At 33.6% G+C, this 12,453-nt stretch carries 13 protein-coding genes; 12 read left to right on the plus strand and 1 reads right to left on the minus strand.

From position 1 onward, the window contains the following. The 12 genes from Q0W04_RS09670 to Q0W04_RS09725 form a co-directional block, all read left to right on the plus strand. On the plus strand, positions 1-225 hold a 225-nt coding region (locus Q0W04_RS09670; RefSeq protein WP_298502650.1), incomplete at its 5' end, for a hypothetical protein. Beyond that, entirely contained in the window at positions 226-1,602 is a 1,377-nt protein-coding gene (locus Q0W04_RS09675; protein ID WP_298502653.1) for an LlaJI family restriction endonuclease, read from the plus strand. After that, complete coding sequence (locus Q0W04_RS09680; RefSeq protein ID WP_298502656.1) at positions 1,592-2,368, plus strand: hypothetical protein; 777 nt, start codon at positions 1,592-1,594, stop codon at positions 2,366-2,368. Before Q0W04_RS09675 ends, Q0W04_RS09680 begins: the two co-directional genes overlap by 11 nt. A gap of 122 nt (positions 2,369-2,490) precedes the next feature. Continuing rightward, the gene (locus Q0W04_RS09685) at positions 2,491-3,174 is read left to right on the plus strand and encodes a zinc ribbon domain-containing protein (RefSeq protein WP_298502659.1); all 684 of its coding nucleotides are present in this window, start codon (positions 2,491-2,493) and stop codon (positions 3,172-3,174) included. Between the two features lie 99 nt (positions 3,175-3,273). Continuing rightward, a complete protein-coding gene (locus Q0W04_RS09690; protein ID WP_298502662.1) occupies positions 3,274-3,630 on the plus strand; it encodes a hypothetical protein in 357 nt (118 codons plus the stop codon). Positions 3,631-3,720: 90 nt separating this feature from the next. Beyond that, entirely contained in the window at positions 3,721-6,894 is a 3,174-nt protein-coding gene (locus tag Q0W04_RS09695; protein WP_298502664.1) for an ATP-dependent DNA helicase, read from the plus strand. 272 nt (positions 6,895-7,166) lie between these two features. Then, entirely contained in the window at positions 7,167-7,907 is a 741-nt protein-coding gene (locus Q0W04_RS09700; protein ID WP_298502666.1) for a zinc ribbon domain-containing protein, read from the plus strand. 62 nt (positions 7,908-7,969) lie between these two features. Then, positions 7,970-8,443: a hypothetical protein gene (locus Q0W04_RS09705; RefSeq protein ID WP_298502669.1), complete on the plus strand. Its 474-nt coding sequence runs from the start codon at positions 7,970-7,972 to the stop codon at positions 8,441-8,443. A gap of 119 nt (positions 8,444-8,562) precedes the next feature. Then, positions 8,563-8,730, plus strand: a complete 168-nt coding sequence (locus Q0W04_RS09710; RefSeq protein ID WP_298502672.1) for a hypothetical protein — start codon at positions 8,563-8,565, stop codon at positions 8,728-8,730. Between the two features lie 163 nt (positions 8,731-8,893). Continuing rightward, complete coding sequence (locus tag Q0W04_RS09715; RefSeq protein WP_298502675.1) at positions 8,894-9,679, plus strand: hypothetical protein; 786 nt, start codon at positions 8,894-8,896, stop codon at positions 9,677-9,679. Between the two features lie 238 nt (positions 9,680-9,917). After that, entirely contained in the window at positions 9,918-11,357 is a 1,440-nt protein-coding gene (locus Q0W04_RS09720; RefSeq protein WP_298502677.1) for an AAA family ATPase, read from the plus strand. A 1-nt stretch (position 11,358) separates the two neighbouring features. Further along, positions 11,359-12,147 (plus strand): HIRAN domain-containing protein, encoded by a 789-nt coding sequence (locus Q0W04_RS09725; protein WP_298502680.1) that lies wholly within the window; start codon positions 11,359-11,361, stop codon positions 12,145-12,147. Here the strand turns inward: Q0W04_RS09725 and Q0W04_RS09730 are convergent. After that, the gene (locus tag Q0W04_RS09730; protein ID WP_298502683.1) at positions 12,144-12,428 is read right to left on the minus strand and encodes a MarR family transcriptional regulator; all 285 of its coding nucleotides are present in this window, start codon (positions 12,426-12,428) and stop codon (positions 12,144-12,146) included. The two genes, Q0W04_RS09725 and Q0W04_RS09730, sit on opposite strands and share 4 nt — an antisense overlap. Positions 12,429-12,453: the final 25 nt, after the last annotated feature.

A 12,453-nucleotide genomic window follows, 5' to 3' on the forward strand; every position in this document is an offset into this window, starting at 1 on the left:
AAAGAAATACCAACTGAAACTTTCAAAGATATATTCAAAAATAAAATTATCATGTACTTGTTTGAAGATGCTGCAAGATCAAGGAGAAACGAACTTTTCTCAGGTGTTGGCAAAAACATTAATCTAACATACTCCCAAATTTGTGAAGAATTTGACAGAAATGGAATTGAAATATTTACAGACTCCATTAAAGAAAAATTCATCACAGATGATGATGGTGAATAAATGAAGAATGTTTACATTAAAGAGCTAAAATATTATTCAAGAAAAGGTATTTTAGAAATCCTCCAAAACAACGAAAAAGTTTTAGATAAACTTTTAAAATTTGATATTGTCAAGTTTACTAATGAAGGTTATCAGTTTAACTACGTTGGAGTAATTATAATTGAAAACATTGTCATTAATGTTTATCCCAAATACATCACATCAAAAGATAACATTAAAGATGATTTCAAACAGGTAATTAATGTAATTAAAAAATATAACAAATCAAAAGATGATTTGACCTATCATAACGACGAGCTTGAAGATATATCATATAACCGTCTGTCAATGATGCTGTTCTTTTTAGAAGATTATTTTGAAAACGGGGTTTATACCAACATTCAAAATATCCTGGAAACCAACGGAAACGGTGAAATCGACTGGATGAGAACTGTCAATGGCAATGTTGCAATCATACAGAATAACAAGCCCTATTACATTGAACTTCAAACCAAATACAAAATCAACGATTTATTTGATTTTTTCAGACTTTTGCATGAATATATTATCACTGAATGTTCCAATTACTTGGAAAAAGCAGGTCTTTTGGAACTGTTTGATTTGACTCCAGTTGAACTGTCTGATAAAGAGTTTGAAGATTTTGGTGATGTCGATTTAATTTTAGAAAAGCTTGAAAAAGAATTGAATGTTGAGTTTAATACTCACAAAATTAAACTGCTTCGCTCAATGCATTCATATCTGTCAAATAAAAATGCCCATACTAATGAGAACTATTTGACTTTGTATGGGACATCAGCTTATCATGAGATTTGGGAAGAAGTCTGTGCAAAAGTATTTTCCGATAAATTGCATAAAAAATTAAGGGATTTAACATTGCCAACTAAGTTAAAATCCAAATATTCTCCAAACAAGGAATTAATAAAACTAATTAAAAAGCCAAAATGGTATTATAAAGATAGTTATCCAAAAGAAGCCGAGGGTACTTTCATTCCCGATATCGTGACATTTTATGAAAATGAATTTCTTATTCTTGATGCTAAATATTACAGTTTAAAATTCAGCCAGGAGGTATTATCTGGACAACCGGGTTTGGAGTCAATAACAAAACAGTACCTGTATGAATTAGCTTTTAAAGATTTCATTGGTGATCATAACTTTAGAGGAGTTAAAAATGCATTTTTATTCCCAGCATATTCTGAAAATATTGAAAATAAAGGCCATGTAAAACTTGATATTTTATCTAATTTGGGTTTGGAAGATATTCAGATTATTATGCTTCCGGTTTCATTAATGAATGAATATTATTTAAATAATAAGAAAATGGATGTTTCAATGTTGAATTTTAATATTGAGGATGCTGATGTAAATGACAACTAAAAATTCAAAACAATTAATGCTATGTCCAAATTGTCATTTATTTGTGCCTTTAGATGATGAATGCAGTTTGTGTGGTTTTAAATTAAAACCAGAATTAACTGATTCATCACTAACCGATTGTTTTAAAAACTTTTTTAAGCCAGATAATTATATTAATTGGGATTTACAATTCATTCCAATCGCCTGTAAACGCCGATTGGAAAGTTGTTATAATGATTTTTTTGAAATTTCTATTTCAAAATTAACTTATGAGGATGGAATTTACTTTTATTATTTTTCTAAAAAACATAAATCAAGACCTTTTTTGATATTAATTTTCAATGAAAATCCTAAAAAATCCAATTTTAGATTGTATAAAAATGAATTGTTGGTATTTTTAAAAATTAATCATAACCTTGATGTATTTAAAGACAATTTTTCACTTAGATATGCCAGTAAAAACAAAGATTCAAATATATATTATATTTCACTAGGCGATATGGGGGGCAGTGATATTATTAAGAAACTTGATTTATTGGCGGATTTTTCAAAATTCATTTCAAATCCACTTTTAGGTAATTTCGAATTTAATGAAATATCTAAACCTAAAAATAAACCGGCATTTAATAACACACGTGTTGAATACAATAATGGTTATGTGGTTAAAGAGGGAATGTCAATTTCAGGTAAAAAACAGCGTAAAGGTTCATTTAAAAGAAGAAATAACAATGAAGGTGAAGGTTTTGTCATTCCAAAAAGAATTTCATATCATGATTATGAGAGATGATTTGAAGTAATAATTTTATGTATTGCTTTTAAATTAAAATTTTACAAATTTTTTTAAGTATGTTTTGACATATATTATTAACAAACAGCATTATTAAAAGCTCATTAAATTTGAGGTGTTAAATGTCTGATTATAAGTATTGTCCTGAATGTGGTAATAAACTTCAGAATGAAGCATTTTTTTGTGATAAATGCGGTTTTAAAATCGTTAATGAAGAAAATAAAACTAAATTCTGCTTTAATTGTGGTGAAAAAATTGATGTTAATGCAGAATTATGTCCGAAATGTGGAGTAAGACTGATTAACCCAATTAAAAATAGTGCAAATGATTTACTGTCTTCTTCACAAAGGAAAATAGGTGAAGGAATTAACTCAGTTAGTCGATATATTACTGCAAGAAATATTGTAATTGTTTTATCAGTGATAATTATTTTAGCTTTAATAGCTTCTTCTCCGGCAATAATTGAAAAATTAACTCCTTATAAAGAAGTTGATGCATCATATATTGGTAATCATGTAGCAGGGGAAAAAGTCCAATTTGATGGTGAATATATGGGTCATACTAGTTGGGGAGCAAATTCTTTTTTATTTTATTCAACAATTACTGATAATGATATTGTTAAAGTGGGAAATCAGTATGTAATCCTTCAAGGTGACTATTTAGGTCATGATTTGTCCGGTCATGAAGGATCTACTGTGCATTTGGAAGGCAGGTTTGCATCTGGAGGCACATCCAACGAACGATTTGGTGATGGATATATTGACGGTTATTGGTTTGGTGCAGATACAATTGAACTTGTAAATTAATGTCAAGTTGGAGTGTAGAAATAACAAACTAACGGATACTATGAATTTTTGCAGTTATTGGGTGCGATTTTAGAAATTCTGATGCATTTTGGTGAGATTATGAATGGAAAAGACAAATGTGATTTATTAAATAAAATCAGACAAAAGATTGCTGATGCAAATAATATAGATTTTGTTATTTATGATTGTAATTTTAAAGGAGAATGTTTTGGGACTTGCCCAAAATCAGATTCTGAGTTGCAATATCTGGAAAATGAACTTGAAAAAAAGCAAAATGATGGTGAAAAGATTATTCTTAAAGGAATTTTCACACTGGATATTGATGAAAAACCTAAAAAACAAACTCCTTTAGAGGATATTCCTATAAATAGAAACCCTGAAAAATTGGAAAGTCTTTTAAACAATCCTATTTTAAGTAATCTTCCTCCAAGATATTTGGATAATTTATTGGATTAAACGTGGCCATATTTTTTTCTCACTACTCCTTTAACAAATTATTTATTTTATTGTGAATAAATTATTATTAACTATCTGGAGGGTAATATTATGGCGGTTAATTTGACTCCCGAACAAAGAGAAGTAGTTGAATATGATCATTTAAAAGAACCAAAAAAGTTTTTAAGAGTAGAAGCCGGTCCGGGCGCAGGTAAAACTAGAGTTTTAATCGAAAAAGTAGCATATATGGTTAATGAATTAAAAGTAAAACCTGAAACGTTGTTAATCATTACTTTTTCAACTAAAGCGGCTGAAGAGCTTCAGGAAAGACTCTCAGAAGGAGATCTACTTAAAAGTGATGTTCAAAAAATGCACATCTCAACAATCCATTCATTCTGTGGAAGAATTCTTGAAGAAAACGGTAAAATCGGTTTGAATGTCATCTCAGATGATGCCGGTGAGAAAAACCTGCTTTTCATTGGAAAACACCTAAAAGAATTGGGTTTTGTTAATGAATGCTATGCTTCTTCAAGTGAAATAGCCGATATTGCTTCAAAATATAATGAATACTGTTCTTTTGGTGTTAAAACAGATAAACTGGTTGATTACATCCAGACAGCAAAACCAATAAGCAAGGAATATGTTGATTTTGTCTGCCAGTATATGGAATCTCATGACGGCAAATACCCTTATGATGATGTTAAAAACAACAAGGAGTTTAAAGAGTCCAAATACAATGCTAAATACTTGCAGATTGCCAAATCCTATCCGATTTATGAAGAAATCCTAAAACGTGAAAAAGCAATCGACTATGCGCATATGCAAAAGGATGCCCTGGAAATTGCCCAAAGGGACGGTTTTAGAACACAGTTTACAAACATTTTAATCGATGAGTTTCAAGACACTGACCCTATTCAGATGGCATTATTTGAAGAGCTTATGAAAACCGCCGAGTCATTTACGGTTGTAGGTGATATTAACCAAAGTATTTATGGTTTTAGAGGCTCAAATACAAATCCTTTCTCATATCTTGCCGATTATCATGGTGATAAATTTGCCTTTAAAAGCCTTCCGGACAATTTCCGCTCAACACAGGAAATCATTGACATTTCAGAAGATTTTATCAAACATCAAAGGCCTGAGGATTCTGTTTTAGGCAAAGCCGTTTGCGGACGTGGTGAAAGCGGAAGAAACTATTTTTTAGTCAGTGAAAATAAGGACATGGAAGCATTAGGAATCTATAAGATTATCCAATACTTAATCGATAATAAAAAGATTGGCAAATTATCAGATATCGGAATACTTCTTCGCTCTGTCAAAGCGAGTTCTTCAAGATGCATTGAACCGCTGATGGAACTTTTAAGCGAGAATAATATTAATTTCCAGGTTACAGGATTAAGCAATCTGATTGACAGTGAAGAAATTAAATCTGTTTTAACCTTGTTTTATCATTTGGTTGCAGATGATGATCCTCACAAATACTTCTTTAACAGATGGGAGGCTGACTGGCTTAATTTAAAGGCATATGCAGACCAGATTCTATTTGACCTGTCAGATGAAACTAAAGAGATATTATATAATCTTCAGGATAAATTTGAGCGTGATGCTGTTGCAACTGAAAACATTGTCTGGAGAGAGTTCGGCCACAAAAGAGGCGGTGCAAAAACATTTGCAGGAGTACTCAAACGTGAAGAGGAAATAAGAATTGAAGTATTCAAAAGAATTGAAAGGCCGGTTCTTTTAAATGAAAACCTGATTGAATATGGAATAACAAATCCTGATGATTTGGAATTTTTCAAAAAACTCAACCAGTTTAAGGATGAACTGTACGCTGAAGGTGTGAAGTTTTACGAAAGACCGACAGTTCTTGAAGTCTATTTGAAACTCCTAACTGACATTACTGGATTTTTAAATGAGGATTTGATTTTAAAAGATGAAGCAATGATTAGAAATCTCTCACAGCTGACCGGTTCACTTTCCACATTTTGCGAAGTCAGATTTGAAAGGGATATCAGGGGAGCATTCTGGTTTATCTACAGGACAGTTGAAGGCCATGAAGGATATCTTCCAGACCAGGACGGCATTCAGATTATGACCGTTCATAAATCTAAAGGTCTTGAGTTTCCGATTGTTATTGTCCCTTCATTTAAAAAGGAGAACTTCCCAAGAAAGTATATTGATCCAAATCCTGATTCAGGTTGGATTTATGGAAAACCAACTTATTTCACTCCGTATAACTGTCTGGAATTTCCTAAATTCGATGAGGCATTCGGACCTGAAGAATCTCATAAAATGGAAGAGGAAAGAGTTATTTATGTTGCAATGACACGTGCAGAAGATACTCTGATATTATCCTCAATCGTTGAGGGATGCGGTGCGGCTAAACAAATAGCTCTCAAGCGAAGAGAGTATGAAAACCTTCCAAAAGGACCATGCCGTGTGGAATATGCAATCAATAAAAATCTCGAAACCTGCACTTTAATCGATTTGGACGACATCAACATTGAAGTTGAACCGAGGGAAGTTAAACTTGAAGATGATGATTACTGCATTGAACTGAGTTTTACAGCACTTGAAAACTACAATAACTGTCCGTTCAGATACAAATTAACAAATGATATAGGTTTTATCATCTCAGAGAAAAGTGAAATCGATGAGGGTATTTTTGTCCACAAAGCCCTGGAAGTTATAAACAAAAAAATAAAAGCAAACGGTAATGTTTTCATAGGTAAAGATGAAGTAATCTCAACAGTCAGTGAGTTATTTTCAAAATCAAATGAGGAACTTAAAGAAGAAGACCCTCTTCAGTTTGAAAAGGACTTAAAAGAAGTAACTGACAATGTTGTATATTACTATGAAAATTATGGAAAAGACATTAAAATACTTGACAGTGAATATCCGTTCTATTTAAAAGACAGGCATTTCGCACTTAAAGGTGTAATTGATTTAATCTATGAAAAAGACGGCAAGTTAGGGATAATTGATTATAAAAACACACGCCTTGAAGCGAAATACAAAAACAAATTCAAAAAACAGCTTCATTTATATGTTCTAGCTTTAAGAGATCAAAATCAGCAATACTATGGAAATGAAATAAATGAATTAAAAGTTTATACAATAAAATCCAAGAAACTGCTTGACTTTAAAATAGATGAAGAATATATGGAAGAGTTAAAACTTGAATTGGAACGTGTTGCAAGAGATATTCACAATGCTGAGTTTAAATCTTGCAAATGTGATGACTGTAAGTATTGCCAATACAAGGAAATTTGTAACCAATATTAATAATTTTTTATTAATATTTTTTATTTATCTAAAGAAAATTATTGTTAGTGTTTGGCAGTTCTAGTCTTATTTTTATTTTTTTCTTTATTAATTCAACTAATTTTATATTGCCACAATCATATTATCTTATTGTAAATAAATCATTATTTTTTACAAACCTATTGTTAATGTTCATAAAATAGATATCTTTAAAAAATATGTTTTATAAATTATAATATATAATAAACTGTGTTTAAAATGAAGATATATTAGTTTTATATGGTTGTGATACAATGAGTTCGGATGATTTAAAAGTAGATTTGACCTACGAAAAAAAGACTACGTATGGAATAATTGGTATTGTATTAGGGGTATTATTTTGGGGAATAGGACACCCTTATATTGGAATTATGGATGTAGTTTTACTAATTTTTCCATGTATCTTTTTAGCAATACCAAGTCAAACAACAAAGAATAGTAAAGGTTTAGCTTATATCTCAATGATAATTTTGGTGATTGCTTTTTTACTTTTAATTGGTGGTCATTATATTAATCAATTAACTCGTTTTTTTCAGTTGATTTTATGTATTTATGGTTTTTTCTGTGCATATGTAATGACAATCCCAACTGATCCTAAAGAAATTTATTTGAATACTTCAAACATGAATACAAATTATCAGAAATATGATAAATATTGTGTTAATTGTGGGCAAGGTTTATTAAATGATTCTCAATTCTGCTCTAGGTGTGGTGCGAAAGTTATAAATAATATTCAGATAGATTCTCCTCAGGAGGCTGAAAAGGAAGTTAATGAGAATGTTTGTATTGAATGTGGGCATGAATTGTATGATGATTCGAAATTCTGTCCCGAATGTGGTGTGGAAGTTATAAATAATTTTCAGGTAGATTCTCCTCAGGAGGCTGAAAAGGAAGTTAATGAGAATGTTTGTATTGAATGTGGGCATGAATTGTATGATGATTTGAAATTCTGTCCTGAATGTGGAGCAAAAGTAACCACTTCCAATGTAAAATAGATTAAAAATATTATTGGTTAATTCAATTAAATTAATAATTTAAAAAATAAAGGTGAAATAAAATGTCAAGAAAATATTTAATAATATCATTGGCAATTGCATTTGTTATTTGTGTAAGTTTAACTCCAATAATTGCTGGGCAGAGCACTTATTCAGTTAATGTTGGAGGTATTGATTTTTACATGCCAAATGATTACAAGTTAGATGAAGAATTCATCTTTGAAGAGGATATTAATAGTCAAGATAGATGGGGTAATGATGTTCCAGTTCATTATAGATGTGAATATTATTCAGATGGGGAAAACACTATCGAAATAACAGTTACTACAAGTTATGGTGAACCATTTACAATGGACAATGTTGCATTTGCAGGCTATGGTGAACCTAAAAAAACAATTGCCAATAAAACTGGGGTAGTGAGTGCAAGTCCTGGAGATGTTCTTTTTTCATATTGTGAAGATGGAAAACTAATACAGATTGAAACATTAATGGACAAAAATAATGAGAAGATGATTGAAAAAGTTATTGGAGGATAAAATATACATTTAATGTATGTAAACATATGAATTGAAGTCTTTGAAGAATCTGTGTCTAATTTGGTCAGGTGGCCTGGCATGGATTTTTCGTAGATTATTATGGATAGTAGGTGAAAAATATGATAACATGCAGCGTATGCGGATGTCTGAACAGCCCTTCAAGGGCAACATGCATCGAATGCGGGTCCGATTTGTCAGACAGTGAGGACTGGGGAAACTATGATGACGATTTGAACTTTGATGAGGTCGATGAGCTGGGATACGCCGACCCGGATTTCTACGATTAGGTGATAATATGTGGAGATGTCCTATTTGCGGTGCCATCAACGACGATAAGGATGACATGTGCCAGGAATGCTGGTATTTATCAGACGTCAATGATGAATAAAGAAAAACATTTCACAATAAATATAAATGAAACTTCCAATAAAGCCTTAATCAGGTGTTATTATGGACATTAAAAAACTATTAGTAATTTCATTAATTTTATTGGCGGTAATCTCCTCACTGACAATTGTCGCTGCCGGCTGGTTTGATTTTTCAGGCGATTCTTTTGAAAAATCACTGGAAAATCCGATATCTGCACCTGCAGGAACACCAACTGCAAAGTTCGATGCAGATAAGAATAACGGCATGGAAATCGTAACCGGAAACAAGACTCATTTAAACAATGCTCATTCATATGAGTCCGGTGATTATATCACTACAACCTACACTTCCAAAAGCCGTATAGACTTCATTCAGATTGCCGGAGCCGCTCAAATTCAGACAAACCAGTATCCGGATGACAATGAATCATTCAGGATTGCTGTTGACAATTTCTACAAGTTCTGCTATCAAAACAAGTTGCCTACATATTACCAGATTGTCAATACCGAGATTGATGATTCCTTTTCAAAGTATTTCACCGCTCCCACCAATGAAACCGGTGGATCTTTCATAAAGTTCTATGACAAATCCAACAGTACTGTGCTTACTCAAAACATTGTTCTTGCAAACGATGATTTGTATCATGGCGGAATGCATGTCTCAAAGGATTCATTCAACGGTTATGACAGATACAGCATTGATTTTACAATGATTTTTGACGTTACCGACAACCATGATCTGTTGGATAAGGTTAAAAAGACTGACCATGCTGATTTGCATATTATCCTCAACAATGAAACAGGATACACCGGCGGTTCAATCGAGCTTGTCATTCCTTTGGAGGTTGAAACCGATTTCGGAATCTAGCATTTTTTTAATGGAAAGGTCATCTGACCTATACCATCTTTTTTAAAAACTATTTTTTTACACCCAACTTTCATCATTTTAAAAATTCATCAAATAATTCCAATAGAAAATATATTGTATACACTTTTAAGGAACCCTCCATTAAAGCATTCACACATCAAAACTGAAGGCCTGTGAACTTTCAATTATGCACACTTATTAATCACTAAAAATAGATATACTATCAATTGGTGTAATCATGTTGGAGTGGACTATTTGCAATAACTGTGGAAAAATCCTTGACAACTCACAGACCGTCTGCGGGAACTGTCAGGGAAGCGTCGATAAAATCGGCATAGACTATCTGGCAGGTCAGCTGTCCAGCTTAAGGTTTCTTGTAAACACGCTTGATGTATTCAGCGCCTACTGCCCTTCACTGGAGGGTCTCGACAGGCCTCTTGAGGAAGTCATAAACGAGGATCTTTTCAGGTGGTTTTCATATCTTGCACTTGCAGATGAAACCGTAACGGATAATGAACTTGAATTCATAAACGGACTTTTAAACGTCTCATATGACGCTAAAGACATTTCAGATGCTGAAATCGAGGAGTTTCCACGCTCATTTTCATGTCTAATTGAGCTTGACTCATTCGGCTCCGACTTCAACATGGATAAGCTCAACACAACCTATGAATTATTTTCAGCATTCAGGCTTCTCGGAAAGTTTTTCATAACAGTTGACAATGATTTAAATGAAGATGTCCTTAAAATCTATGCAGACTACATCAAAAACCTTGAGGATAGCCTCTCATCAAAGGGAGTTGACCTCAACCCCCAAACCAAACTTGCAAACATTCCAATAAAGGATGAACCTCAAGATGAGGAAACCGGCTCAATAGATGAATATCTCGATGAGCTAAACAAACTGGTCGGTCTTGAAAGCGTCAAAAAGGACGTCAATTCCTTAATCAACCTTGTCCAGATTAGAAAAATCAGACAGGACCGTGGAATAAAACAGCCTGCAATGAGCCTTCATCTGGTATTTTCAGGTAATCCCGGAACCGGAAAGACCACCGTTGCAAGGCTTCTTTCAAAAATCTATCATGAAATAGGAATACTTTCAAAGGGCCATCTAATTGAATGCGACAGGTCAAGCCTTGTAGGGGGATATGTCGGCCAGACCGCAATCAAAACCCAGGAGGTCATACAAAATGCCTTAGGTGGAATTTTATTCATCGATGAGGCATATGCACTTGCATCCAAAAGCGAAAACGACTACGGCCAGGAGGCAATAAACACAATTTTAAAGGCAATGGAAGACCATAGGGACGATTTCATTGTCATTGTTGCAGGATACCCTGCTCTTATGGACAATTTCCTCAACTCAAATCCCGGCCTTGAGTCAAGGTTCAACAAGTTCATCTACTTTGACGATTACGATGAAAACCAGCTCTATGAAATATTCATGCTCATGTGCGATGATGCAAGCCTGAAGCTGGATGAGGCTGCAGATGAGTATGCAAGGCAGTATTTCGCTAAAATGTATGAGTCAAGATCATCCAACTTTGCAAACGGAAGAAGTGTGAGAAACTTCTTTGAAGAGGTCCTTACCGCCCAGGCAAACAGGCTGGCTCCAAAAGAGGATATCAGTGATGAGGAACTGAATACTTTAACCTATGAGGATTTTTTGGTTGAGTAAAATGGCAAACACATATCAGTCAAAACTTTTTGTTGAAACAAAACCCATTGACAGGGCAGAGAGATTAATTGATGATGGAAAATTTAAAGAAGCATTGGATTTAATTGAAGATGACACATCTTCGCAGGCCTTTAATGCAAAGGGAATTATTTTTGAAAATCTCGGGGATTATGAAAAATCGGTTGAATGCTTCACAAAGGCAGAAAACATAAGCGGTGAGGATAAATTCAGGCTCAACAGGGCAAACTGCCTTTACAGATGGGCAAAGGTAACCTATTTTCCGGAGGGCAATCTCGACAGGGCAATGGATTTGATTGACGAAGCACTTGAAAGCATTCCGGATGATGAGGATTCATCCGAGTTCTGGTTTTTAAAGGGTGAAATATACCAGAGCCTTGAAAACCTTCTTGAGGCAAGAAAGTGTTTTCTAAAGGCTGAAGGAAGATTTGAAGAACTGAAAATTTTAGAAGACGAACTGGCATTGTTTGAAAAATACAGCGATGAAACCCTGATAAACATCACTGGAACCGGTTTTTACCGTGGACTTGAACCCTTCAGCGAAAACGCAGAATTCCGCCTTGTAAGAGATTTAAAAAACGAACACGACCCCGATGCAATAGCCGTCATGGACGGCTCAGAAATTGTGGGATACGTTGCAAACAGCGACTACACCCTGATTTTTAATGTCAAAAGCGCATCGGATATAAAAAATATGATTGGCGAGTCTAGTGTGGCCAGGGTTATATTTGTCTTTCAAAATGAGTATGTTATCGCAAGGGTTGAGCTTTAGGACTGCTTGTTTTCAAGCATATTGAGTATTTCAATTGCAAGCGGGGTGTTTTGATAAATCCTTCCCTTATGGGATTTTTCATTAAGGCAAACCACAAGCTTTTTTCTTTTCAAATCATACAGCGCATTTGAAACCTGTGTTGTCTGCATGCCTGTCTTTCTGGCGATTTCTGATGGCATAAGATATTCCCCTTCAAGGGTTTTGATGGTCTTATATCGGGCGGGTGAAATCTTAATAAAGCCTATCATTTCCCATAGTTCTTCTTGTGTGAGTTTAGCCATACATTGTTATTTATATATCGCTTAT

The sequence above is a fragment of the uncultured Methanobrevibacter sp. genome, assembly GCF_947170395.1.
Lineage (GTDB): Archaea > Methanobacteriota > Methanobacteria > Methanobacteriales > Methanobacteriaceae > Methanocatella.

What these genes read in the sequence shown, in the direction of transcription:
- Q0W04_RS09730 (WP_298502683.1), bottom strand. Translation starts at nt 12,428, where the DNA reads ATGGCTAAACTCACACAAGAAGAACTATGGGAAATGATAGGCTTTATT.
- Q0W04_RS09720 (WP_298502677.1), top strand. Translation starts at nt 9,918, where the DNA reads ATGTTGGAGTGGACTATTTGCAATAACTGTGGAAAAATCCTTGACAAC.
- Q0W04_RS09680 (WP_298502656.1), top strand. Translation starts at nt 1,592, where the DNA reads ATGACAACTAAAAATTCAAAACAATTAATGCTATGTCCAAATTGTCAT.
- Q0W04_RS09715 (WP_298502675.1), top strand. Translation starts at nt 8,894, where the DNA reads ATGGACATTAAAAAACTATTAGTAATTTCATTAATTTTATTGGCGGTA.
- Q0W04_RS09695 (WP_298502664.1), top strand. Translation starts at nt 3,721, where the DNA reads ATGGCGGTTAATTTGACTCCCGAACAAAGAGAAGTAGTTGAATATGAT.
- Q0W04_RS09675 (WP_298502653.1), top strand. Translation starts at nt 226, where the DNA reads ATGAAGAATGTTTACATTAAAGAGCTAAAATATTATTCAAGAAAAGGT.
- Q0W04_RS09690 (WP_298502662.1), top strand. Translation starts at nt 3,274, where the DNA reads ATGAATGGAAAAGACAAATGTGATTTATTAAATAAAATCAGACAAAAG.
- Q0W04_RS09685 (WP_298502659.1), top strand. Translation starts at nt 2,491, where the DNA reads ATGTCTGATTATAAGTATTGTCCTGAATGTGGTAATAAACTTCAGAAT.
- Q0W04_RS09705 (WP_298502669.1), top strand. Translation starts at nt 7,970, where the DNA reads ATGTCAAGAAAATATTTAATAATATCATTGGCAATTGCATTTGTTATT.
- Q0W04_RS09710 (WP_298502672.1), top strand. Translation starts at nt 8,563, where the DNA reads ATGATAACATGCAGCGTATGCGGATGTCTGAACAGCCCTTCAAGGGCA.
- Q0W04_RS09725 (WP_298502680.1), top strand. Translation starts at nt 11,359, where the DNA reads ATGGCAAACACATATCAGTCAAAACTTTTTGTTGAAACAAAACCCATT.
- Q0W04_RS09700 (WP_298502666.1), top strand. Translation starts at nt 7,167, where the DNA reads ATGAGTTCGGATGATTTAAAAGTAGATTTGACCTACGAAAAAAAGACT.